This is a genomic window from Spiroplasma endosymbiont of Aleiodes alternator, assembly GCF_964031135.1.
Classification (GTDB): domain Bacteria; phylum Bacillota_I; class Bacilli_A; order Mycoplasmatales; family VBWQ01; genus Spiroplasma_E.
The window spans coordinates 967,109-992,754 of the sequence record NZ_OZ035008.1; the positions used below are offsets into that span (position 1 = coordinate 967,109).

The following is a 25,646-nucleotide window of genomic DNA, read 5'->3' on the forward strand; positions in this document are numbered from 1 at the left end:
ATCATTAATTCACACCCAGGAATATAATATTACTTAAAAAATTAGACCGGTCTACTGGCTTAGCTTCATTTTACTTGTTACCCTTCTCAAAGTTTTATCTTCAATGGTTTTGTAACGTTCATCAACATCACAGTTGCTGGGGCAGCAAAGAATTCTCATCTTTTTCCCGAACATCTAAAGTTCCTTGTTATTTAGTTGTATAAATATTCTACTACAAGAAAAACAATTTTGGTAATTTATAAATACATTACTATGTATTTTTTTAACCTCAACTATTTTAAAATTATTCTTAATTTTTTTATTATGAAAATTTTCATTTTAATATACAAAAATAATTTAATATATTTTACTATTGTTTTTTAAAGTAAAAAAACATTATTCTCTATACTTTATTTGTTAATAATTTTTTTTCAACTTTTTGTAATTGTTTAATAAAATCATTAATAGTACCGTTATTTTTAACAATAAAATCAATATCTTTATTTAAAATTAAATATTTTTTTTGTTGATTTAATAATGAAATAACTTGTAAATCATTAACATTATCACGTTCTTTTATTCGTTGGATTTTTTTATCTTCTTCAGCCTCAATTAAAAGAATTTTATCAACTAATAAATTTAAATTTGCATTAAATAATACTGCACAATCAATAACAATTAATTCTTGGTGTATTTTATTACGAATAATATCTTCTTCAACAATTTTTATCATTTTTGGTCAAATAATATTTTCTAATTTACGTAAAATATGAGGGTGTTGAAATGCTTCATACCGTAATTTTATTTTATTAATTGTTTTATCATTATTAATAAAAGTATCACCGAATTCATTAATTAATGCTTTTTTTGTTTCTTTTAGTGTATAAATATGTTTAACAACTTTATCAACAAAAATAACATACGCACCTTTATTTTGAAAAAAATTTGTAGCCGTTGTCTTACCTACTCCCGCTTCACCAATAATACCAATAATCATGAGTTCACCCTTACTTATGTTCAATTTGATAACTTGCAAGAATACCAATCATTGCTGCATTATCAGTACAGTATTCTAATTTTGGAACAATTATTTTTAAATTTGGATATTTAATTTTTAAATCTAATACTGCTAATCTTAATTGCTGATTAGCACTAACTCCTCCTGCTAAAACTAAAGTTTTTGGATTATGTTTTTTTAATGCTAATTCAATTTTATTAATCAATACTTGAATAACTGTTGTTTGAAAAGAAGTTGCAAAATTATTAAATTGTAACTTACCTTTTTCTTTATTTATCAAATTAGCACAGGCTGATTTTAAACCACTAAAACTAAAATCTAAACTATTATCATTTTTAGGTAATGGTAATTTATAAGTTGGCTTTCCCAATTTAGCACTTCGTTCAATTTCAGGACCACCCGGATATTTTAAACCTAACATTCTTGCAACTTTATCATAACATTCACCAACAGCATCATCTAATGTTTGACCAAGTATAGTGAAATTTAAATGTTCATTTGCCAACATCAACTGTGTATGACCACCACTAACTAATAAACCAAGTACTGGAAATTCTCATTCATTATTAATTAAAGAAGCATACAAATGTCCATACAAATGATTACACGGAAGCAATGGCTTTTCTAAATAAGCAGCAATAGTTTCTGCTATAATTTTACCTACGTGTAAACAACTAGCCAGACCAGGAGTATTAGTATAAGCAACAAAATCAATATCCATAATTGAAATGTTAGATTTTTCAATTGCTGTTTGTAAGACGGTAGCAATATTTTCACTATGAGCTCGTGCTGCTAATTCTGGAACAACACCGCCATATTGTTGATGAAGCTTAATTTGTGAAGCAATAATATTACTTAAAACGTTTTTATCTTTAATAACAGCAACACTAGTTTCATCACAACTAGTTTCTATCGCTAAGATTATCATCAATATCCTCTTCTTTATAATAAGCAACTGCTGATTCTAAAGCTAAAATCATCATTTTTTTAAAACTAGTTTCGCGTAATGCTGCTGAAATTGATTCACCGGTAATAAAAGAATCAGAAATTGTTAATAAACAAGCCGCATTTTTTTCTAAATGTTTTGCATTAGCAAATAAGGCAAAAGATTCCATTTCTACTGCTAAGCATTTACTAATTAAAGGATTAGTTTTATAATCATTATCATTAATACGATAAAATACATCACTTGAATGAATTAAACCCGATCTTAAATTTATTTTTTCACTTACTATATACGAAGAATTTTCATTTTTTTGCTGATCAAATTCATTATCAATTTTTTGTGCCACTTTATTAATAATTTTGCTAATATTACCAACAGATTCAATTTGATTTTCATCAATATTAGCAGCATATTTAGCGAAAGTAGATTCACTATATACTTTAGTAGTATTAATAATATCATAAACTTTAACATCTTTTTGATATGAACCAGCGCTACCAACACGAATAATACAGTCAACATCATAAAATTTAAATAACTCATATGAATATATACCAATTGAAGGCATACCCATACCACTAGCAGCAATAGTAATATTATATCCTTTATATTTTCCAGTAAACATTAACATATTACGAACATTATTTACTTGTTTTCAATCTTGTAAAAAATTAGAAGCAATAAATTGAGCACGTAATGGATCACCTGGCATAATTACTACTTTTGCAATTTGATCACGAGCAGCTTTGATATGAGCTGTTGGAATTTTTTCTTTATTTTCCATATATTCTCCTTTTTTTAAATAATAATAGTTATTATAATATATTGTTAATTTAGTAACAACATTAATATTTTTAATGACTAGTTTTTTATTTTAAAAATTAAATTTAATTTTATAACTTTTCATACTAATTAAAGAAAATAAAAAATATTCTAAAAAAAGTTTAATCAACACCTTTTTTAGTTTTTTAGTATAATTTATTACCTGAATTGTAAATATAAATGGGACAAATGGGACAGTTTTTAAAATAATTGTATTAAGTCTATTGGGCTTTTATAAGATAGTGATTTTCTGGGTGTAGAATTAATTTGAAATGCTATAGCATTTAAGTCTTTTTGTTTATATAAAGATAGATCTGTAGATTTTGGTAAATATCTTCTTAAAATACCATTATTATTTTCATTTAAACCTCTTTGACAAGGTTTGCCACGATCTGCAAAATAAATCTTAACATTGCAAATTTTTTCGATTAATTTTCATTTACTAAATTCTTTACCACGATCAAAAGTAATAGTTTTAACTGTTCCTTTTTGTAACTTTGAAATAAATTTTATTATACTTTTTGTAATATTTTCTGCTTTATGATTTTTAGAAACTAAAGGAATTGTGGTTTTTGATCATATATCAGCTAAAGTAATAATAGAACTTTTATGATCTTTACCAATGATAGTATCACCCTCTAAATGACCAAATTCTTGTATATTTTTAATATTAGTAATGATTAAATTTCTTTCATGAATAGATTTACAATTATTAATTCGTCCTCTAGTTTCTTTTCGTTTATGAGGTTTATTTTTTCCTTTTCTCAATAAGTTATTTTCATCAAAACCCATTCGATTTGTTTTAAACATGTTATATAAAGTTTTTGTTGAAATACTTTTTATTTTATTTTCCTTTAAAAAATTAGCAATTATATCAAGCGCATAATTTTTATTAATTAACAAATAATTAATAGTATTAATTTCTGTTAAAGTTAAAATTATTAATTTTCTACCTGCATTTTGCTTCTTTTTTTGAATTTGATTCAATATTTCTAATGGTAATAAGTTTTGATAATCGGGACTTTCCAGCAATCTGTGTAACTTAGTGATTTTACAACTAAAATTTATTTAAAAAACACAGTTTTTAGGAAAGTCCCTAATAAACTATGTACAGTTGATTTACTATAATCAACAGCTTTTGCTATTTTACGAATTGAAAATTCATAACTTTTATATTCTTTTATTGCTATTATTGATTCAATAGTCAGATACTTATACATTGTGCTAATTCCTTTCTTTTCTTAATTATAGAATTAACACAATTTAATTTTTATATAAATGTCCTTTTTAATTTTACAATTCAGGTAACTAATTTTATCGTTTAGATTTATTGAAAGCAATACCCAATGCTTTTGGTGTTTTACTTCATTTTGATGTAAACACTAAAACTAATAAAGATGTTACAAAAGGCAATATATTCCATACATCAGAATTACTTGATATTCATTGAGGAATATTTGGTAAAAACGTAATTCTGGCACCTGTTGTTTCAATAATAGCAAATAAGGCAGCACCAATTGTAATCAATGGTACTCTTCATTGTCCAAAAATTAAAATAGCTAAAGCAATAAAACCATTTCCACTAACTGTCCCACGAAAAGTTTGACTAGCATACATTGGAAAAATACCACCAGCAATTCCTGCTAAAAAACCAGATAATAATACAGCAACATATCGTTGTTTAATAACATTAATTCCTGCAGCATCAACCGCATTGGGATTTTCACCAGTCGCAACATGACGTAATCCTCATTTAGTATATTTTAGAATAATAGCAATACTTACTAAAACTATAATTGCTAAAAATAAATATAAATTAAAAAATTCATTATTACCAATTTTTGGTAATTGATAAATATTTGTTAATGAAATAAAACCATTATTCCCTGGTAACTGAACAACAAAAACTGCAATTGCTGCTGCTAAAATATTAATTGCAACGCCAGAAATAATTTGATCAGATTTTAAAGTAACTGATGCAAAAGCATGGAAACAAGCAAATCCCATTCCCACTAATCCAGCTACTAATAAAGCAACAATTTGTGATCAATTACCTCAATTAACACCTATATTTTTTCCAAATGAAGAAAAAGCAAGTGCACCAATTGTCATCATTCCTTCAATACCAATATTAACAACACCAGCACGTTCTGAAATTAATCCAGATAATGCACCAAGTACTAAAACAACAAAAATTAAACTAGAATGTTCAAGAATTATTTTGAGTGCTTCCATTAACTTTTTCCTCCTGTTCTTTCAGTTTTTATTTTCATAATTGCTTGTTGTTCATTTTTAAATATATCAGTAAATTTATTAATAAAAGTCGTCTTTTCAATTTCCGTTTTTTTAGTAAATTGTTTAGTTAATATATTAATATTACTATTAATTGGGATAATTTGACTTTTTAATTGCTGTTTGTCAATTTTATAATTTTTAATTAACTCTTTAACATTATTTTTATAATTAGTTTGAAGTTGATGTTTTGCTAAAATTAATTGTTTTTTTATTTTTTTATCGTCAGTTTTAACTGTTTGATTTTTTAATGACTTTAATTCATCACTTAATTCTTGTTTCAATTTATTAATTTCTCGATAAAGATTTAATTTTAAATCTTTTACTCTTGACTTATCTAATATTGCTTTTTGTTTTTTTAATAATACTATTTCTCGAATTAAATCTTGCTTATAGTTATAAACATTATTTTCATATTTCATTTTTTCATTAATATACATATTTAAACTTTCACCATAAATCATTTTTATTTCTTGTTGAAAATTATTTCAATTACCAATTTTACCTTTTTTTCAAATTGCATTATATTGTTTATATATATAATGATTTAAAGCTTTATTTTCTTGGAAAAATTGTGCTCAATTAACACCAACTTTATCATTTTTATTATTAATAACTGCTTGTAACTGTAACTTGGTATCACTATTAACTTTATTAATTTCTTGTGAAAGATTTTGTTTTAAATTTTTAACTACTGACTTATCATCTCATAGTATTTTATTATATTTTCCTTTTAATTGTTCTTTATCAATTTTATATTTTTTAATTAATTCCTTAGTTTCAATTTTATAAGTAATTTGAAGTTGACATTTTTTTAAAATTAATTGTTCTTTTAATTTTTTATCATTAGTTTTAACTAATTCATTTTTTAATGACTTTAATTGATCACTTAATTCTTGTTTCAATTTATTAATTTCTTGTGAAAGATTTTGTTTTAAATTTTTAACTTTTGACTCATAATCTGATAATGATTTATTATTTTCTATCTTTAAGTGATTAATTTTATTATTTTTTTCTTTAATTAAATCTGATTTTAACTTATTATATTGTCTCTTTATTTTAAAATTTTCAATAAAATGATAGTACATCTTGGCAATAAAACTATTTGTAACTTTTCGTTTTTCTCCATCAAAGGCTATATTTAAATAACGAATTAAAAATTTAATTGGCTGTAAACGAGATAATAAAACCGCACAAGCAGCTGAATAAATAATAACACCAAAAATAATATCACCAGTTGCTGTTGGTAATGTTAATACTGAACCAATTGAACCACCACTCTTAATTAAGCCCCAAAGAAAAGCAGAACCCACAACACCTATTGGATTAATTTGACCAACTAAGGCAACAGCTATACTATCAAAACCAATAGTTGGTAAATCATCAGTTAAAAAACTAATTGAAGGATTTTTGGCAATATAATAAATAACAGCCATTACTCCTGCTAATGCTCCTGAAATAACAAATGATGTTATGCAATAATGTTTATGATTAATACCACTATAAACCGCAGCAAATGGATTTAAACCTACTGTTCGAATTTTATAACCTAAAGTTGTTTTTTTCAATAAGAATCAAACTGTTATTATTAAAATAATAGAAATTAATAATGGTAGTATACAATTATAACCATTAATACTCATACTCATACTATCATGAATAGTTGCTGATGTTCCATGATCAGCATCATATAAATCTTTATTGATTTTAAATAGTCATTTTACTAAATATCAAATTGTTCAATTTAATAAAATAGAAGTAACAACCTCATGAACATTAAAAAAAACTTTTAATAACACTGTTACCAACGCCACCAATATTGCTGCTAATACTCCAGCAAAAAGCGCGCTAATTATAGCTAATGGTTGTCATAAGTCATAACGGACACCAATTGCGATAACAACAGCTCCTGCTGCTAACATTTGACCCGCAACTCCAATATTAAACATTCCTGAGCGGAAAGAAATAACTAGTGCTAATCCTGCTACAATATAAATTGCTCATCAAACTAAAGTATTATCTCAATTATTAGCTGGCCAACTTGTAAAAGCATATGTTAATAACAACTGAAAATAAGTAAAAGCATTTTGACCTGAACCAATTATAACAAAACAAGCAATAATTAATCCAAAAATAATGGCAAAAATTGAACCCTTAAATTTAGTAAGACTACTATTCATTTCTTTTGAACCAAGATATAAACGACTTCGTCGTTTTAAAAATCATGTTTTTTGTTTAAACATTATCTTCATTTCCTTCCATTAACATTTTTTGTCCCGCCATCATTAATCCTAATTGTTCACGAGTAACATTTTTAGCACTAACATTACCAGTAATTTTACCAGCATGTAAAACAACAATTCGATCTGCTAATGACATAACTTCTGATAATTCATAAGAAATTAATAATACTGCATTACCTTCATTTTTTTCATCAAGAATACGACTATGAATATATTCAATAGCACCAATATCCAAGCCACGTGTTGGCTGAGCAACAACTAAAATTTTATGTTTTCTTGTTAATTCTCTACCAACAACCGCTTTTTGTTGATTACCACCTGACAAACCTCTAACTAAAGCAAAACCACTTTTACTACCACGAACATCATAATTATTAATAATATTTTGTGCATAAGATTGAATAGCTTTACTGCGAATAAAACCATGCTTAGAAAAAGGATATTCGCTAATATTTTGTAAAACCATATTATCAATAACATTATAATTTAAAACAAGTCCATATTTATGACGATCTTCAGGAATATGACTTAAACCACTTTTATATAAACTTTGAATTGAACTGTGTTTCATATTCTTATTACCAAAAAAAATATCACCTTTTTCTGGCTTAATCAAACCAGTAATTGCTGAAATTAATTCAGTTTGACCATTACCTTCAATACCAGCAATAGCCACAATTTCTCGTGACTTAACTTCTAAACTAAAATCAGAAAGACCCATTATTGATTTCCTATTACCAATTTTATGAACAAATAAATTATCAATTTTTAATAATACTGGTCCTAATACAACATTACCTTGATTTCTAATATCAACTAAATCTCTACCAACCATCAAAGTAGCAATTTCTTCTTTAGTTTTACTCTTAGATTCAAAAGTTTCAATAACTTTACCTAAACGAATTACTGTAACATTATCAGCAACTTGTTTAACCTCTTCTAATTTATGACTAATAAAAATAATAGTTTTACCATCACGTCTAAGTTCTTCAATAATTGTTAATAAACTAGTAATTTCTTGTGGTGTTAAAACCGCGGTTGGTTCATCAAGTACAATAATACTAGCACCACGATAAAGAACTTTTAAAATTTCAACACGTTGTTGCATACCAACACTAGCATTCTCAATTTTTAAATTAAGTTTAATGTCTAATTTATATTTTTTTGAAATTTCTAAAATTTTAGATTTAGCTTTTTTATAATTAATTCACTGTCATTTATGAACTGGCTCACTACCTAAAATAATATTTTGTAAAATAGTGAAGTTATCAACTAATTTAAAATGTTGATGTACCATTCCAATACCTAATTCGCCTGCTCTAATTGGTCCTGATATTACTACTTCTTTACCATTAATTTTAATAATACCTTTTGTTGGTTGATATAGTCCAAATAAGATTGACATTAGTGTCGATTTACCTGCACCATTCTCGCCAACCAAAGCGTGAATTTCTCCTTTTTTAATTTTAATAGAAATATTATTGTTAGCAATAATAGTATCTAAAAAAACTTTAGTAATACCTTCCATTTCAACAGCATATTGTAAGTTCTGTTTTTCAATATTTACTTGCATTTTATCACCCCTCTTAATTATTTAAATGGATCATATTCTTTTTTAATACCATTAATTCAATAATGTTCTTTTAAATTGAGTACTTTTTGTCATCCAGCAGAAATTTTATCTAATCAATTAGTAGTTTCTGTCATTAATGGTGTGTAAATATCTTTATCACCATCTTTAATTGCTTTATTTGGTGCTATTCCAGTAAAATTAGGCCCACCTCTGTATCGTGCATCATCAATAAATGTTTGATCGGCAGTTGGATCAGTTGGATGCTCTGGATTCTGATCAGTTTTACCAACTGATTTTCAGAGCATAAGTTTAATTGAACTAATTAAATCTTTTTCTGCAGAAGTAATAAACCTATCTGCAGATTGTGGGTATTGAAGTTGTTGATCTGTATCAACACCAATAATTTTACCTTGACCAGATTTTTTTAATGATGATAAAGTATCTTCGGTTTGTGGTCCTGCTACTGGAAAAATAATATTAGTTTTTTGTCGAGCAAGGTCATCATTAATTGCTTGTGAGCCTTTTGAACCTTGAGTAAAATCACCACTAAATTGAGTACCTGAAGTTATAAATTTAATATTTGGTAATGATTCTTTAAAATCTGAATTTAAAATTTTAACTCATGATATTAATTTTTCTTCATCTTCTTTATTTTTAAATTTATTATTAAAAAACTGTATGGCTCAATAATAACCATACATATAATTAGTAACTGCTGGAATATCAAGTCCACCATAGGTTGACATTTTTAAATTATCAAGTCCACCATATTGATTAGCATGAGCAGTTAACCATATTGCCCCTGCCAATCCGGCTAAAAAGCCTGATTGTTCTGCTTTGTAAAGTAAACCAGCCAATTGTTTATTAGATTTTGGTACTTCTTTATTTGGAGTATCACCATCAATAAAAATAAATTTCACTTTATGTTTTAAAATAGTATTTTGTGCTTTAACCAAAGCATTATGATGTAAAAATCCTGAAGCAATAATTACTTTACTGTTTATGAAAACGGCTTTATTATATGATGTCATTAAATCATCAGTATTAGTTAATTGGGGATTATCTCAAGAAACCTCAACTCTTTTATTTTTATATTGAGGATCAACATAATCACTATGTGTTCAATCATTAAACTCTTGTTTAAACTTGAGGGCAGCATTATATGATGATTCATTAAAAGAAGCATCATTAATAGTATGCCCATCAGTTACAACAGTTATTCGATAAATATTTGGATCATTAAACTGACTATTGCAAGCAATGATTGGTAATATCATTATTACTGACAATGATATTGCACTAAATACAGTAAAAATTTTACGCATACTATTATATTCCTCCTACAATTATATATAAATATTTATATAAAAAAAATATAAAAAAAGAAAGCAAAAACATTGCTTTCTTAATTCAATTATTCAAAATAAAATAAAACTGTGTATAAATAAATTTTGAAAATAAATGGGTGGGAATAACTTACTATTAAAAAATACAGTATATATGTATTTAATATTAATTATTTTCTTATTTTCACAATTAACTCTAAACACTAGTTTCTCCTTTTAATGGCATAACTACCATTATATAAGATAATAAAACTTATTCTTTAAAAATTCAAGAATAATTATAAATTTTTTAAAATATATAGTAAAGTTTTATTAAAACTGTGGTTTATACTTTTCAACACTTTCATCAACATAATTTTTTCAAGCATTTTCTCACTTATCACGAGTAGAATCATTAGCTAAATCAGCAACTAATTTATTATAAGCATCAGTTACTTTTTGTGCTAAATGTCAATAATCATTACTATCAATAATTAAGTTATTATAAATAGCACAAATAGAATCATTATTAGCAATTCCAAGATATTGCTGACCACCTAATGCTGGTTGTGGTATGCTACCATCAAAGTATTGTTCACCATTAATAGGTTTAATACCATCCTCATTATAATCTAAATTAAAAGAATGTCATAATCAAGTATTAACTGACTTATGAATTCCTTTTAAAGCTGATGTAATAAAAATATCTTTAGCATAACTATATTGAACACTTTGATCAACATCGACACCAATAATTTTTGCTTTGCTATTAGTAGTAGAGTTTTTAACAGCTGATACTAAATCAATTGTTTGTGCTCCTGCAACAGGCATTACAATATCATCTTTATATCCATCAATTAATTGTGAAGTTATCGCTTTTGATGATTTTGTACCGGATTCAAAACTACCTGTAAATTGTTTAGCAATTTTATCAAAATGAATATCAAATTTATTAGTTCATTTTTCAATTTTTTCCTTACCCTCTTTAATTCTAATGGCATTAGTCATTTTCAATAAATTATCATTGCTATTACGATATTTATTAAAATAATATACACCTCAATAATAACCCATCATATAACTAACAATAGTATCAGCTGGTAAACCACCAAAAGTTGACATTTTTAAACCATTATCATCATATGTTTCATGATTAGCAGCTAATCATATTGCTCCTGCTAACCCTGATAAAAACCCTGATTGTTCTGCTGAATAACTTAAACACGCTACATCAACTGGCTTTTCTAATTTAGCATCAACTAAAATAAAACGAACACCTAACTTTTTATATTGATTTTGAATAGCTGGTGTTAATGCACCAAGATGATTAAACCCAACAACAATAATTGTTTTAGCACCAGCAAATGTTGCTAAATTATAATTATTTTGTAAAGTTGAAACGGTACTATCTCGTGAAATAATTCAACGCGTTTTCATTTTTTTATTTTTTCAAACTTCATTACCGGGTAAATTACTAATCATAATACGATTATCATTAAATGTTTTAGTAAATTCTTTTGAACCTTCTAATACTTGCTGATTAAAAGCTTTATCGAATAAATCACCACCATCAGTAATTATTCAAATATCACCAACACTAGGAATACTACATCCAATTAATCCTACTGATGAACTATTTATTAACAAAGTAATAATTAATAATTTTAAAAAATATTTCATAAATTTCTCCTATAAATAAAAAAATGTACTACAGTAAAAATATTAATATTTATTTACAATTTTTTTATACTTTATTTTTACCATATTTTTCATCAAAATTAATAATTCCTCTATTATATGCATCAAGAATAATTCGTGCACAATGAACAGGATTATATAAAATATTAGTTTTTAATTGTGAATTAGCCATTAACAGTTTAATAAATAGTTCAAAATCATTTTCTTTTAATAAAATCGGGACTTTCCTAAAAACTGTGTTTTTTAAATAAATTTTAGTTGTAAAATCACTAAGTTACACAGATTGCTGGAAAGTCCCACAAAAACGTAAAACCTTTTATATCATTCATATCTACTAATAATGCTAAAAGAATTTTATGAATTATTCCTCATGAAGAATTTTTAGCATTACTCTCAATTCTACTAATTGTTGCTTGACGAACACCTACTAATTTTCCCAAATATGCTTGCGTTCAACCAAGTCTTAGACGTATACGCCTAATTTCTACTTCAATTGCCATTTTATTTCCCTCTCTAATTTTAGTTATTCCCAAACTTATTATGTTACCTGAATTGTAAATATAAATGGGACAAATGGGACAGTTTTTAAAATAATTGTATTAAGTCTATTGGGCTTTTATAAGATAGTGATTTTCTGGGTGTAGAATTAATTTGAAATGCTATAGCATTTAAGTCTTTTTGTTTATATAAAGATAGATCTGTAGATTTTGGTAAATATCTTCTTAAAATACCATTATTATTTTCATTTAAACCTCTTTGACAAGGTTTGCCAGGATCTGCAAAATAAATCTGAACATTGCAAATTTTTTCGATTAATTTTCATTTACTAAATTCTTTACCACGATCAAAAGTAATAGTTTTAACTGTTCCTTTTTGTAACTTTGAAATAAATTTTATTATACTTTTTGTAATATTTTTTGCTTTATGATTTTTAGAAATTAAAGGAATTGTGGTTTTTGATCATATATCAGCTAAAGTAATAATAGAACTTTTATGATCTTTACCAATGATAGTATCACCCTCTAAATGACCAAATTCTTGTATATTTTTAATATTAGGAATGATTAAATTTCTTTCATGAATAGATTTACAATTATTAATTCGTCCTCTAGTTTCTTTTCGTTTATGAGGTTTATTTTTTCCTTTTCTCAATAAGTTATTTTCATCAAAACCCATTCGATTTGTTTTAAACATGTTATATAAAGTTTTTGTTGAAATACTTTTTATTTTATTTTCCTTTAAAAAATTAGCAATTATATCAAGCGCATAATTTTTAGTAATTAACAAATAATTAATAGTATTAATTTCTGTTAAAGTTAAAATTATTAATTTTCTACCTGCATTTTGCTTCTTTTTTTGAATTTGATTCAATATTTCTAATGGTAATAAGTTTTGATTTAATAATCTGCAAACTCTATGTACAGTTGATTTACTATAATCAACAGCTTTTGCTATTTTACGAATTGAAAATTCATAACTTTTATATTCTTTTATTGCTATTATTGATTCAATAGTCAGATACTTATACATTGTGCTAATTCCTTTCTTTTCTTAATTATAGAATTAACACAATTTAATTTTTATATAAATGTCCTTTTTAATTTTACAATTCAGGCATTATGAAGATCATTTGTTAACAACGCAAATGATGATTGAAATTAGTAAAGAATTTATTAATTTATATCAATTTATAAAAAGAAAAAAATAAAAATAGGCAAATGCCTATTTTTATTTAAAGTATAAAATTAATCTTTTGGTTTTTTTTCAAAATCTTCTCCATCTTTTTCTAATCCTTTGATTGGACAAAGTAGAGGATAATTTTCTTTACAATAGTCACAATGTCATTTTTTCTTTTTAAAAATTTCTTTAATTTTTTTAAACATTATATTTTTTCTCTCTTTCTTTTCATTATTTTTTTTGTAAGTATATTTTATTCTTGTTCAAGTTCTGTTCATGAGCCAGTAGTGTTAGTTACTACTTTTCATCCTGTATTACTATTTTCGAATTTAGTTTTTAATTGATTAAAATTCTCAATAATTTTTTCAGATAAAGTATATAAATCTTCGTTTGAGATATAACCTTTTCAACCACTTGCATCTCATTCGGGAAATCTAGAAATAATATTAAAAATTTCAGTTTTATTTTTATTAGTATTTAAAATTTTTTGTCATTCATATCGACTTAATGCAATTTTTAAAGTATCATGTCATAAAAATTTATAATATTTTTCTATTATATTTTTATCGTGAGTATTTGGTGAAAATTGTGGTGCTAGAAAAAATAATTCCTTAGGTGCTTCATGATAAGTTACTATAATTCCATAGGTATTATATCCACGTACATTAATTAAAGATGAAAAATTATTTATTAATTTTTCAGTTAATTCATATATGCTAATCTTTTCTCATCCATTACCTTGATAAGGAAAAGATGAAGTATCATAGTATATTTTTTCTCTTAATTTTTCAAGGTTATTTAAAGAAAAAAGCTTAAATCAAGTATCTAAAGTACTGCTATTAATGTATATATACGATATAGCAAGTTCATATTGATTTTCATAGTTAGTAATAATTTTATCTTCACCATCATATTTTATTGGTTCATTATTTAAAATATTTGTAGTTTTAATTTCGGTGCTTAAAATAGAATTTAAGTTTTCTGTGGTTGTTGCAAATGTTAAAAGACTTAATGTTGTTAATAATGATTTCATAATTATTCCTCCTTTTTTTAATTATTAATTAGAAAAAAATAAAATATTATTTTATTCTTGTTCAAGTTCTGTTCATGAGCCAGTAGTGTTAGTTGCTACTTTTCATCCTGTATTACTATTTTCGAATTTAGTTTTTAATTGATTAAAATTCTCAATAATTTTTTCAGATAAAGTATATAAATCTTCGTTTGAGATATAACCTTTTCAACCACTTGCATCTCATTCGGGAAATCTAGAAATAATATTAAAAATTTCAGTTTTATTTTTATTAGTATTTAAAATTTTTTGTCATTCATATCGACTTAATGCAATTTTTAAAGTATCATGTCATAAAAATTTATAATATTTTTCTATTATATTTTTATCGTGAGTATTTGGTGAAAATTGTGGCTTTTTACTAAACAAAGTTCCAAAATAGTAACATAGTTCAACTCCGTATGTATTGTATCCACGTATACTAGTTAAAGATTTAAGAATATTCATTAATACCTCTGATAATTTATATATGTTAGGTTTTGCTCAATTATCTCCTTGATAAGGAAATTTTATGGTATCGTAGTATATTTTTTCTCTTAATTTTTCAAGGTCATTTAAAGAAAAAAGTTTAAATCAACTATCTAAAGTACTACTTTTTATATAAATTAATGTTGCAGGACTTTTTGAATTTTCTTTTCAGACAGTACAAATTTCATCTTTTCCATCATATTTTATTGGTTCATTTTTTGAAATATTTGTAGTTTTAATTTCGGTGTTTAAAATAGAATTTAAGTTTCCAATTGATGATGAAACTGTTAAAAGACTTACTGCTGTTAATAGTGTTTTCATAATCATTCCCCCTTTTTAGTTTTTTTTACTTTATATAAAAATTATTTTAATTATCTGTTTAAAATTTTACTATATTCTAAGTAAAATAAAATATAAACGATAATAAGTCAATTTTAAACATTGGATTTATTTGATAACTAAACTTTAAATTTTTTAAGAAATTTATTATAATTTTTTATACTTATAAAAATCAAAAAATAAGTATAGTATTTATATTGTTTTATAATAATTTTAATTATATAAAAGTTTTATTATTATTTTATTTAAAATAATATGGTATTGTATATAGAATGTTTTAAAGGAATATAAAGTTATGTTTAAATTAAAAGGGCCTTATAAACCAACAGGTGATCAACCTGAAGCAATTAAAAAATTAGTAGTAGCTATTAAAAATAATATTAAATACCAAGTATTATTAGGAGCCACTGGTACGGGTAAAACTTTTACCATGGCCAATGTTATTGTGCAAGTGCAAAAACCAACTTTAATTTTAGTACATAATAAAACATTAGCTATGCAATTATATGGAGAATTGAAAACTTTTTTTCCTGAAAATCGCGTTGAATATTTTGTTTCATATTTTGATTTTTATCAACCCGAGGCATATTTACCAAAAACCGATACTTATATTGATAAAAATTCTAAACAAAATCAAGAAATTGAAATGTTAAGATTAAGTGCTTTAAATGGTTTATCTATTAGTAAAGATGTTATTGTTGTAACATCAGTAGCAGCAATTTATGGTGAACAAGAACCAACAGCATATAAAGATAACTTTTTTGAATTGAGAAAAGGACAAAAAATTAATAGAAAAGATTTATTATTAAGACTAATTAAAAATGGATATGTACGTAATGATATTACATTAGAACCGGGTAGTTTTAGTGCAAAAGGTGATTTAATAAAGTTAGCTCCATCTTGAAATGATCAATTTTATTTAAGAATTAGTTTATTTGGTGATGAAATTGAAGAAATAGCACGTATTGATACATTAGGCGCTAATGTTTTAGAACGTTTTCCCTTTATTACAATTTTTCCTGCGCAAAATTATATTACTAGTAAAAGTCGTGTTGATCAGGCAGTTATTAAAATTACTGAAGAGTTAAAAATAACATTAGCACAACTAAGAAAAAATAATATGTTAGTAGAAGCGCAAAGATTAGAACAAAGAACAGAACACGATCTAGAGTCCTTAAAAGAATTTGGTATTTGTAGTGGTATTGAAAACTATTCTCGTCATTTAGAAAATAGAGAAGTGGGTTCAGCACCATATACTTTAATTGATTTTTTTCCAGATGATTTTTTAACAATTATTGATGAATCTCATATGACATTACCGCAAATTAGAGGAATGTATAATACTGATCGTAGCAGAAAAGAAACATTAGTAAAATATGGCTTTCGTTTACCTAGTGCTTTGGATAATCGTCCTTTAAATTTTAATGAATTTTCTAATAAGTTAAAGCAAGTTATTTATACTTCAGCAACTCCTGCTGATTATGAATTATCTTTAATTAAAAATGAAGTTGAACCCTTTAATGTACCAGTTCAACAAATGATTCGTCCCACGGGTTTATTAGATCCAACAATTGAAATTAAACCAACTAAAAATCAAATGGAAGATATTATTAATCAAATAAAATTACGAACAAAAAATAATGAAAGAGTATTTATTACTACTTTAACAATTAGAATGGCAGAAGAATTATCAAATTTTTTACAAGAACAAAAAATTAAAGTTGCTTATATTCATAATGAATTAAAAACATTAGAACGTACTAAAGTTTTGTTAGATTTAAGAAAAGGTGTTTTTGATGTTATTGTTGGTATTAATTTATTACGTGAAGGATTAGACGTACCAGAAGTGTCATTAATCTGTATTTTGGATGCTGATAAATCTGGTTTTTTACGTAATACTAAATCATTAATCCAAACTATTGGTCGTGCAGCACGAAATGTTAATGGTCATGTTATACTATATGGAGATATTAAGACAGAGGCAATGACACAAGCAATTGAAGAAACGCAAAGAAGAAGAGAAATTCAACTTGCTTATAATAAAAAACATAATATAGTACCAGTTACTGTTAAAAAACCATTGAGTGAAATCGTGAGTACTAGAGAATTAGATGTTGATTTAAAAATTTTAAATTCAAGTAAAGGTAAAACAAAAATAGCTGCTAAAACAAAGATAATTGCTGATTTAAGAGTTGAAATGTTACAAGCAGCTAAAGATTTAAATTTTGAAAAGGCAGCTTCACTTCGTGATTTAATTTTGAGTATTGAAAGTGAAAAATAAAGGAGTAAAATAAGTTGATCGATAAAGCACAAAAAGGTATTTTGATAAGTCCAAATACTAAAATTAATCCTCATATACCAACAATATTTTTAATAAAAAATTATATTACTAAACCTAAAATTTTTATTGGTGATTATACTTATTATCATGATTTTAATGGTGAGCAAGCAGCTATTGATTTTGAAAATAAAAATATAATTTATCATTTTCCAAATATGATAGATGATGAATTAATTATTGGTAAATTTTGTTCAATTGCACAAGGTGTTTTATTTATAATGAATGGTGGCAATCATAATTATTCTGCAGTTTCAACATTTCCTTTACCATTATTTTATAAATCATTAAATTTATCAGAAGTTACAGAAAAAGATAAATTAGATAAATTTCCGATTAAATCACCAACAGTGATAGAAAATGATGTTTGAATTGGTCATGATGTGACAATCTTAAGAGGGGTAACTATTGGTAATGGGGCAGTAATTGCAGCTAAAAGTGTAGTTACAAAAAATGTACCTCCTTATGCTATTGTTGGTGGTAATCCCGCTAAAATTATAAAATATCGTTTTTCTAAAAAAATAGTTCAAAAATTACAAAATATAAAATGATGAGATTGATGTATTGAAAAGATTGTTGAAAATTCAGATTTGTTAAAACAAAATTTTTATAATAAAATATTACAAGAACTTGTAAAAGAAAGTAATAGTTTAAATAAAATAAAGGGGTAATAAAAAATATGAAAAAATATGCTTATTTAACTACTAAAATAGGTTTAATTGAAATCATAGTAGTTGCAGAACAAGTAGTAAAAGTTAGTTTCGTTAATACTCGTCAAGTTGCTAAGGATAGTAGTAATATAGTGGTAGTTAATTGCTTAAAACAACTAGCAATGTATTTTGATAAAAAATTAAGTGATTTTAACTTACCAATAGCTTTAAAAGGAACTCCTTTTCAAGAATTAGTATGGAGTAAAACTTGTACTATTCAATTTGGGACAACTTTAACTTATCAAGAATTAGCGCAAAAGATAGGTTATCCAAAAGCAAGTAGGGCAGTGGGTTCAGCTTTAAGTAAAAATCTATTAGCAATTATTGTTCCTTGTCATCGTGTTGTTAATAAAAATAAGAATATTGTTAATTATCTTTATGGTGCTCATATTAAAAATTTTTTATTAGCACAAGAAAGTAAATAAGGTATAAGATTATTTTTTTATGATTGATTATCTTTTTTTTGATTTTTAAAATTGTTAACAATTTTAACTACATAATTTTTAATATAGTAAACAGGATATCCTGCTAACATAACAGCAATTAAAATTAGTGAATTTCATAATGCTCACATATTATTATTTTGTGTACCATAATAATACATTGCTAAAAATGATCCAACAATAGCAATTATTGCTTCTAAATAGCCAATAATAATGAAAAAGTAAAATCAAAAATTATTAAAAATCTTTTGGTAGTCTGGATGTTTGCGCTTTAAAAAGATAATGACTGAATTAACAATTAATTTTAAAAAACTAATAGCAATAATAAAGTAATTAGTTACTTCATACAATTGATTTCATAAAATATAAATTAAAGCAGCAAATATTAATAGTAACATAGCAGCTCATGGCATATTATTTCTTTTAGTTGTTTTTTGAAAAAATTTAAACAAATCTTTTTCTTCACTCATTTTAAAAATTAAACGTGATTGATAAAGTAGAAATGCATTTAGTGAACCAACAAATAATAAAATTGCTAGTCCTGAAAAAATATAAACTAAAACATGAGGAATATTAGGATTATTGATAATAGCATAATATCAAACGTTACTAAATCCATCATTTTTATCTAATCATGAAAGTGGTTCATTAATAGTTAACAAAGCAATTAATAGTATTAAATATAAAAAGATAATTAGTCCTGTTGCAACAATTAAAGCTCAAAGTACATTTTTTCTTGGATTTTCTACTTCTTCAGTAACATAAGTTATTGCCTCAATTCCTGAATAGGCAAATAGTGTCATTGTTGTTGCTGGTAATAAAACATAAGTTGCAAGAAAAATTTTTGATAAATCTTTTTGAACTATTTCACTATTAAAGCTATCTGTATTGCCATAAATCATAGCAATAAATAAAACAAAAGTAATTGGTAATCCTTTTAAAATTGTAAAAATAATTTGTGTTTTTCCAGAACTATTTTTAATAAATATTTGGACTATAGCTAATGCAAATAAAATTAAAATTCCAAATAATTTTATCAACCATTGGTTAGTAATATGAGCTAAAGTACCAATAATATTACCTAATGCTAAAGTAGCAGAAGCAACGGCAGTAGCACTAACCATTAAAACAAAAATCCATCCCAATCAAAACGAACAAGCCATTCAATTTGCTTTTTTTAATCAATAATAAGCACTTCCATTTCCTGGAAAAGAAATAGCAGTTTCTGCTAATAATAACATTTCTGGCAAAATTAAAATACCGCCTAAAATTCAGGCACATATCATTAAAATCGGATTAAATCCACTTTGAAACGCTACTTGTCCAAATGAAATTAGTACTGATGATCCAACTGTGGCAGAAATTGCCATCATTAATATTACTCAAAACGAATACTTCTTTTTTAATTTCATGTCTTTTTCCTATCTCTATTTTTTTTATTTCGTATGTATTGATAAAACTTTTTATTTTATTAATGTAAGTTTGATAAGCATTTGGTAAGGTTTCAATATGATCAATATTTTCCAAAAATAAATAATCATAATTTTTATAATGGAGTTTAACTTGATAATTATGAATGACATTAGCCATGAAAAATGGGACAAAATTATCTGAACATGGGACTTTCCAGCAATCTGTGTAACTTAGTGATTTTACAACTAAAATTTATTTAAAAAACACAGTTTTTAGGAAAGTCCCTTGAACGAATAAAGTAGACACAGAATTGTAACCTTTGTGTTAAAAATACTTTAAGGAAGGTGTTCATTTTTTTATGGCTAAATGACTATCAAAAGAAGAAAAGTTAAAAATAATAAAAATAAGTAAAATTAAAACAATTGATAAAACCGCATTAGAGTATGGTATTGGTCGATCATCAATAAAAGAATGAATTAAAGCATATAAATTATTAGGTGAAAAAGGTTTAGAATATGGCAATGGAATTCGTGCTAAAAAAACCAAAAGAACAGGTCGACCCAAATCTTTAAATTTTAATGAAATGACAAAACAAGAATTAATTGAATATATTAAGGCAATGAACAATATAAAAAAAGTATTTAGAAAAATCGACAAAAAAGAAGAAATATTTTGTGATTTTCTCATTGAAGAAAAAATATCAGATTAGTTATTTATGTTGATTATTAAATGTTTCAAAATCAGGATATGAACTTGTCAAGAAAAGTGGACAATAAAAGTAACCTTTTATTAAATTTTATAAAATAGCGTTTGTAAGTGTTAAATTTATAGGTATGAACTAATTATTTGTTGGTTTGGAATGAGCTAATCGATATTCGATTGGACTCATTCCTTTTAATTTTATTTGAGGTCGATAATTATTATAAAAGTAAATATATTTAGGTAAGTTGTCTTGTATTCATTCAATAGTTCTATTTTTTCTTCGAATTTGAGGGACTTTCCAGCAATCTGTGTAACTTAGTGATTTTACAACTAAAATTTATTTAAAAAAGACAGTTTTTAGGAAAGTCCCACATATAAGAAAGAACTTGTTGATCAAAACCATCAAATCTTCTTTGTCTTTTTGCAACTATTACAGGATTAAAATTACTATTGCGATCTCGTGGTACATCAATCTCAATTTTACCTTGTTGAGTTATTAATTTTTTTGAACTTATACCATTACGAGCATTGTCACTATTACTATGTTGATTCTTATCATATCCTAAATAATTTTGCATCTCAGAATTCAACATTTTTTCTACTAATCTTTTTTGTTAATTCTTTATACAATCCTCCCTCTTTAAAAACTGTTGTTAAATCTTCAGTATTTTCTAATAATAAATCTACTGCTTTTGATATTGGATCATTATTATTAATATTTTGCTTTTTAGCCATCTGTAACTCACTCTTTCTAGTCATTTAATTATATTTACTAGAATTAATTAAACATAGTTATTTTTGTAAGTTACACAGATTACTAAACATTACCTTTGATTATCATTAACTTTATTATGATTATTTTTGAATGATAATTTCGTGTATTTTGATATTAAATTATGTTCATTCATAATTTTTTTAATTTTTCTTCTTGATAAAGGAAAACCTTTATTTTCCATACTGACTTTTAATCTTCTAGTACCATAAACTTCTTTATTTTCTTTAAAAGCACTAATAACAGCTTGTTCATAAATATTATTTTGCATTTTATTTTCTTTTTTCTTTAAATTAAAATAATATGTTGATTTAGAAATTTTTAAAAAACGACACATTGTGCGAATTTTATATTTAGATTTATTTTCAACCATAATCTCTATTTTCTGCCTATTATTAGTGCTGCTTGCTTTAAAATATCATTTTCCATTCTTAACTGTTTTAATTCTTTTCTTAATTTAATTAATTCATTTTCTTCAACAGAACGATTATCTTTAGTTTTAAAACTACCTGAATTAGTAAATTGCTTAATTCAATTATAAGTAGCTGCTCTTGTAACATTGTACTCTTTAGCAAGACAAGACACTGACTTACCACTTTGATATAAAGCTACTATTTGTTTTTTAAATTCATCTGAATATGAGTTAATATTGGCCATAATTATAGTTCCTTTCTTTTAACTAATTTGTTCACTTGTTTACGTAATTAGTGTCCAATAAAGTGGAACCCATCCAAATATTTTAAACTAATTATAATTGATATTTTTTAGTATTAATTAGCAATAATGCTATTAAAGTTAACTATATATAGTATATAATTAATTAGAAAGAGCATATAAGTGGAGGAATAAATGACAGATAATCAAAAATATATTACTGTTAAAGGTGCACGTGAACATAATTTAAAAAATGTTAATATTAAAATTCCAAAGTATAAATTAGTAGTTATTACTGGTGTATCAGGAAGTGGTAAATCATCATTAGCTTTTAATACAATTTATGCAGAAGGAAGGCGAAGATATGTTGAATCACTTTCAGCCTATGCTCGTCAATTTTTAGGAAACAGTGAAAAACCTGATGTTGATGCTATTGATGGTTTAGCACCAGCAATTTCTATTGATCAAAAAACTACAAGTAATAATCCTCGCAGTACTGTTGGTACTGTTACTGAAATTTATGATTATTTGCGTTTACTTTATGCACGGATTGGAACTCCTTATTGTAATAAGGGTCATGGTCCAATTAGCACGCAAACTTTAAAAGAAATGGTTAATAAAATTAAAAGGTTAGAAGATAATACTAATATTGAAATTTTAGCACCAGTTATTAATGCTAAAAAAGGTAGTCATCAAGATTTATTAGCAAAATTAAAACAAGAAAATTTTTTGCGAGTTAAAATTAATAATAAAATATATAGTTTAGATGAACCAATTGAATTGAATAAATCATTACGTCATGATATTGATATTGTTATTGATCGTATTAAATTTACCAATGATGATAATACTATTTCACGAATTCATGATGCTTTAGAAGTTGCTTTAAATCATAGTAATGGTTTAGCAAAGGTTATTTTATCGCAAACAAATGAAACGTGATTATTTTCTCAAAAATATGCTTGTAAAATTTGTGGATTTTCAATTCCCAGTTTAGAACCGCGTTTATTTTCTTTTAATGCACCAAGTGGAGCGTGTTTTGATTGTAAAGGCTTGGGAGTAAAATTAGAAGTTGACGAAGAATTATTAATGCCAGATTTAAAATTATCAATTAATGATGGTGGCATTGAGTATTATAAAAACTTAGTTGGTACTAGTAATTTAGAATGACAAAAATTAAAAGTTCTTTGTTATCATTATTTAATTGATTTGAATCAAGCATTAAAAAATTTAACAAAAACACAACTTAATTATATTATGCGTGGTAGTGATGAAACCATTACTTTTAGTATTACTTCGGCAAATGGTCGTAAATATCCTAATCATGATTATATTGAAGGCATTGCCACTTTAATTGAAAGACGTTTTTTAGAAACAACTAGTGATTTTGCCCGTGATTATTATCGTAAATTTATGAGTGAACGTACTTGTTTAACTTGTCAAGGAACAAGATTAAATGAATTTGCACTAGCAGTTAAAATTAAAGATGAAAATAATAAAGAAATGAATATTAGTCAATATACTAATTTAGACATCGAAGAAAGTTTAACATTTATGTTAAATATTAAATTATTACCTTATCAACAAGAAATTGCTAAATTAATATTAGTAGAAATCATTAATCGTTTAAGTTTTTTAACTAATGTTGGTTTAGGTTATTTAAACTTATCACGAATGGCACAAACTTTATCTGGTGGTGAATCACAACGAATTCGATTAGCAACTCAAATTGGTTCACAATTAACGGGAGTATTGTATGTTCTTGATGAACCTTCAATTGGTTTACATCAACGTGATAATGTTAAGTTAATTGAAACTTTAAAACAAATGCGAGATCTTGATAATACATTATTAGTAGTAGAACACGATGAAGATACAATGTGAGCAGCAGATTGATTAATTGATATTGGTCCAAAAGCCGGAATTTATGGTGGTGAAGTAATTGCTGAAGGTACACCACAGCAAGTTGCTAATAATCCTAATTCAATTACTGGACAATATTTAAATGGTGAAAAATTTATTGCATTACCTAAATCAAGAAGAAGTGGTAATGGCAAAGTTATTGAAATTCAAGAAGCACAAGCTAATAATTTACGTAAAATAAATGTTAAATTACCTTTAGGTAAATTTATTTGTGTTACTGGTGTTTCAGGAAGTGGTAAATCAACGCTTGTTAATGATATTTTATATACTAGTATTCAAAAGTATTTAGGTTTAAAGGGACAACGACCAGGAAAACATAAAGCAATAAAAGGGATTGAATTTATTGATAAAATTGTTGCTATTTCGCAAGAACCAATTGGCAGAACACCAAGGAGTAATCCTGCTACTTATACTTCAGTTTTTGATGATATTCGTGATTTATTTACACAAACACCAGAAGCAAAAATTAGAGGATATGCTAAAGGTAGATTTTCATTTAATGTACCGGGAGGAAGATGTGAACGTTGTTCTGGTGATGGTGTTATTAAAATTGCGATGCATTTTTTACCTGATGTTTATGTAACTTGCGAAATTTGTGAAGGAAAACGTTATAATAGTGAAACATTACAAGTTAAATATAAAGGTAAAAATATTTATGATGTACTAGAACTGCCTGTTGATTTAGCATTAACTTTTTTTGCTAATCATCCAAAAATCCATAAAAAGTTAGCAATGATACAAGAAGTTGGATTAGGATATGTAAAATTACGACAACCCGCTACTGAATTATCTGGTGGTGAAGCACAAAGAGTGAAACTAGCTAAAGAATTACAAAAACGTGCTACTGGCAAAACTATGTATATTTTAGATGAACCAACTACTGGTTTACACGTTGATGATATTAAAAGGTTAATTGAAGTTTTAAATAAAATTGTTAATCATGGTGATACTGTTGTTGTAATTGAACATAACTTAGAAGTTATTAAAGTTGCTGATTACATTATTGATCTAGGACCTGAGGGTGGAAAATTTGGTGGTGAAATCATTGCTACAGGAACACCAGAACAAGTAATAACAAATCCTAAGTCTTATACTGGACAATATTTAAAAGCAGTTATTAATCGCGATTTGAATAGAAAATAATTAAAATTTTCGGACGTATTGCAGCCTTAGTTAGATTTAATAAGAAATTAAATGAGAGATAAAACTCTCATTTTTAATTGTTGAACAATTATAATTAAT

The 25,646-nt window shown here is 25.4% G+C and carries 23 protein-coding genes, 3 pseudogenes and 1 riboswitch; of the genes and pseudogenes, 5 read left to right on the plus strand and 21 right to left on the minus strand.

Annotated features, from left to right (window positions below; translation table 4 throughout):
- Positions 1-27: 27 nt before the first annotated feature.
- A riboswitch (cobalamin riboswitch) is annotated at positions 28-193 on the minus strand.
- 189 nt (positions 194-382) lie between these two features.
- The 16 genes and pseudogenes from coaE to ACQH20_RS05785 form a co-directional block, all read right to left on the minus strand.
- Positions 383-976 carry a dephospho-CoA kinase gene (gene coaE / locus ACQH20_RS05710; protein WP_342266343.1) on the minus strand — a complete coding sequence of 198 codons (594 nt, stop codon included), beginning with the start codon at positions 974-976 and terminating at the stop codon, positions 383-385.
- A gap of 10 nt (positions 977-986) precedes the next feature.
- Positions 987-1,925 carry a tRNA (adenosine(37)-N6)-threonylcarbamoyltransferase complex transferase subunit TsaD gene (tsaD, locus tag ACQH20_RS05715; RefSeq protein ID WP_425376826.1) on the minus strand — a complete coding sequence of 313 codons (939 nt, stop codon included), beginning with the start codon at positions 1,923-1,925 and terminating at the stop codon, positions 987-989.
- Positions 1,900-2,727: a purine-nucleoside phosphorylase gene (locus ACQH20_RS05720; protein WP_338958059.1), complete on the minus strand. Its 828-nt coding sequence runs from the start codon at positions 2,725-2,727 to the stop codon at positions 1,900-1,902. The genes tsaD and ACQH20_RS05720 overlap by 26 nt, the downstream gene beginning before the upstream one ends.
- A 239-nt stretch (positions 2,728-2,966) precedes the next feature.
- A pseudogene (locus ACQH20_RS05725) lies at positions 2,967-3,776 on the minus strand (IS30 family transposase); the annotation flags it as partial.
- Between the two features lie 95 nt (positions 3,777-3,871).
- Positions 3,872-3,985, minus strand: a pseudogene (locus tag ACQH20_RS05730) (helix-turn-helix domain-containing protein); the annotation flags it as partial.
- A 94-nt stretch (positions 3,986-4,079) separates the two neighbouring features.
- Positions 4,080-5,000, minus strand: coding sequence for an ABC transporter permease (locus tag ACQH20_RS05735; protein ID WP_425376827.1), 921 nt, complete (start codon positions 4,998-5,000; stop codon positions 4,080-4,082).
- A complete protein-coding gene (locus ACQH20_RS05740) occupies positions 5,000-7,300 on the minus strand; it encodes an ABC transporter permease subunit (protein WP_425376828.1) in 2,301 nt (766 codons plus the stop codon). The genes ACQH20_RS05735 and ACQH20_RS05740 overlap by 1 nt, the downstream gene beginning before the upstream one ends.
- Complete coding sequence (locus tag ACQH20_RS05745) at positions 7,293-8,873, minus strand: ABC transporter ATP-binding protein (RefSeq protein ID WP_425376829.1); 1,581 nt, start codon at positions 8,871-8,873, stop codon at positions 7,293-7,295. The genes ACQH20_RS05740 and ACQH20_RS05745 overlap by 8 nt, the downstream gene beginning before the upstream one ends.
- Before the next feature lie 17 nt (positions 8,874-8,890).
- Positions 8,891-10,198: a BMP family ABC transporter substrate-binding protein gene (locus ACQH20_RS05750; protein ID WP_425376830.1), complete on the minus strand. Its 1,308-nt coding sequence runs from the start codon at positions 10,196-10,198 to the stop codon at positions 8,891-8,893.
- A 333-nt stretch (positions 10,199-10,531) separates the two neighbouring features.
- Positions 10,532-11,878, minus strand: a complete 1,347-nt coding sequence (locus ACQH20_RS05755) for a BMP family ABC transporter substrate-binding protein (RefSeq protein ID WP_425376831.1) — start codon at positions 11,876-11,878, stop codon at positions 10,532-10,534.
- Positions 11,879-11,942: 64 nt separating this feature from the next.
- Entirely contained in the window at positions 11,943-12,068 is a 126-nt protein-coding gene (locus ACQH20_RS05760; protein ID WP_425376832.1) for a hypothetical protein, read from the minus strand.
- Positions 12,069-12,165: 97 nt separating this feature from the next.
- On the minus strand, positions 12,166-12,396 hold the full coding sequence (locus tag ACQH20_RS05765) for a helix-turn-helix transcriptional regulator (RefSeq protein ID WP_425376833.1): 231 nt from the start codon (positions 12,394-12,396) through the stop codon (positions 12,166-12,168).
- A gap of 85 nt (positions 12,397-12,481) precedes the next feature.
- Positions 12,482-13,426, minus strand: coding sequence for an IS30 family transposase (locus ACQH20_RS05770; protein WP_425376834.1), 945 nt, complete (start codon positions 13,424-13,426; stop codon positions 12,482-12,484).
- Between the two features lie 215 nt (positions 13,427-13,641).
- The gene (locus tag ACQH20_RS05775; protein WP_425376835.1) at positions 13,642-13,779 is read right to left on the minus strand and encodes a hypothetical protein; all 138 of its coding nucleotides are present in this window, start codon (positions 13,777-13,779) and stop codon (positions 13,642-13,644) included.
- 47 nt (positions 13,780-13,826) lie between these two features.
- Positions 13,827-14,606, minus strand: a complete 780-nt coding sequence (locus ACQH20_RS05780; protein WP_425376836.1) for a hypothetical protein — start codon at positions 14,604-14,606, stop codon at positions 13,827-13,829.
- 51 nt (positions 14,607-14,657) lie between these two features.
- Complete coding sequence (locus ACQH20_RS05785; RefSeq protein WP_425376837.1) at positions 14,658-15,431, minus strand: hypothetical protein; 774 nt, start codon at positions 15,429-15,431, stop codon at positions 14,658-14,660.
- 313 nt (positions 15,432-15,744) lie between these two features.
- Here ACQH20_RS05785 and uvrB point away from each other — a divergent pair, with 313 nt between their 5' ends.
- The 3 genes from uvrB to ACQH20_RS05800 are packed head-to-tail and all read left to right on the plus strand — an operon-like array spanning position 15,745 to position 18,922.
- Positions 15,745-17,730, plus strand: a complete 1,986-nt coding sequence (gene uvrB / locus ACQH20_RS05790; protein WP_425376838.1) for an excinuclease ABC subunit UvrB — start codon at positions 15,745-15,747, stop codon at positions 17,728-17,730.
- A 17-nt stretch (positions 17,731-17,747) separates the two neighbouring features.
- Positions 17,748-18,458 carry a CatB-related O-acetyltransferase gene (locus tag ACQH20_RS05795; RefSeq protein WP_425377593.1) on the plus strand — a complete coding sequence of 237 codons (711 nt, stop codon included), beginning with the start codon at positions 17,748-17,750 and terminating at the stop codon, positions 18,456-18,458.
- Between the two features lie 8 nt (positions 18,459-18,466).
- Entirely contained in the window at positions 18,467-18,922 is a 456-nt protein-coding gene (locus ACQH20_RS05800) for a methylated-DNA--[protein]-cysteine S-methyltransferase (RefSeq protein WP_425376839.1), read from the plus strand.
- A 17-nt stretch (positions 18,923-18,939) separates the two neighbouring features.
- Here the strand turns inward: ACQH20_RS05800 and ACQH20_RS05805 are convergent, their stop codons facing one another.
- Positions 18,940-20,352: an APC family permease gene (locus tag ACQH20_RS05805; RefSeq protein ID WP_425376840.1), complete on the minus strand. Its 1,413-nt coding sequence runs from the start codon at positions 20,350-20,352 to the stop codon at positions 18,940-18,942.
- Positions 20,353-20,711: 359 nt separating this feature from the next.
- On the opposite strand from ACQH20_RS05805, the gene ACQH20_RS05810 reads away from it, so the two are divergent.
- On the plus strand, positions 20,712-21,062 hold the full coding sequence (locus tag ACQH20_RS05810) for a hypothetical protein (RefSeq protein WP_425376841.1): 351 nt from the start codon (positions 20,712-20,714) through the stop codon (positions 21,060-21,062).
- A gap of 129 nt (positions 21,063-21,191) precedes the next feature.
- Here the strand turns inward: ACQH20_RS05810 and ACQH20_RS05815 are convergent, their stop codons facing one another.
- The 4 genes and pseudogenes from ACQH20_RS05815 to ACQH20_RS05830 all read right to left on the minus strand — a co-directional run bounded on the left by ACQH20_RS05815 (position 21,192) and on the right by ACQH20_RS05830 (position 22,484).
- Positions 21,192-21,392 carry an IS3 family transposase gene (locus ACQH20_RS05815; RefSeq protein WP_425377594.1) on the minus strand — a complete coding sequence of 67 codons (201 nt, stop codon included), beginning with the start codon at positions 21,390-21,392 and terminating at the stop codon, positions 21,192-21,194.
- A gap of 40 nt (positions 21,393-21,432) precedes the next feature.
- Positions 21,433-21,790 (minus strand): annotated as a pseudogene (locus tag ACQH20_RS05820) (transposase); the annotation flags it as partial.
- Positions 21,791-21,879: 89 nt separating this feature from the next.
- Complete coding sequence (locus ACQH20_RS05825) at positions 21,880-22,200, minus strand: IS3 family transposase (protein WP_425376842.1); 321 nt, start codon at positions 22,198-22,200, stop codon at positions 21,880-21,882.
- Between the two features lie 5 nt (positions 22,201-22,205).
- A complete protein-coding gene (locus ACQH20_RS05830) occupies positions 22,206-22,484 on the minus strand; it encodes a transposase (RefSeq protein ID WP_353306568.1) in 279 nt (92 codons plus the stop codon).
- A gap of 192 nt (positions 22,485-22,676) precedes the next feature.
- On the opposite strand from ACQH20_RS05830, the gene uvrA reads away from it, so the two are divergent.
- Positions 22,677-25,547, plus strand: coding sequence for an excinuclease ABC subunit UvrA (gene uvrA, locus ACQH20_RS05835; protein WP_425376843.1), 2,871 nt, complete (start codon positions 22,677-22,679; stop codon positions 25,545-25,547).
- Positions 25,548-25,646: the final 99 nt, after the last annotated feature.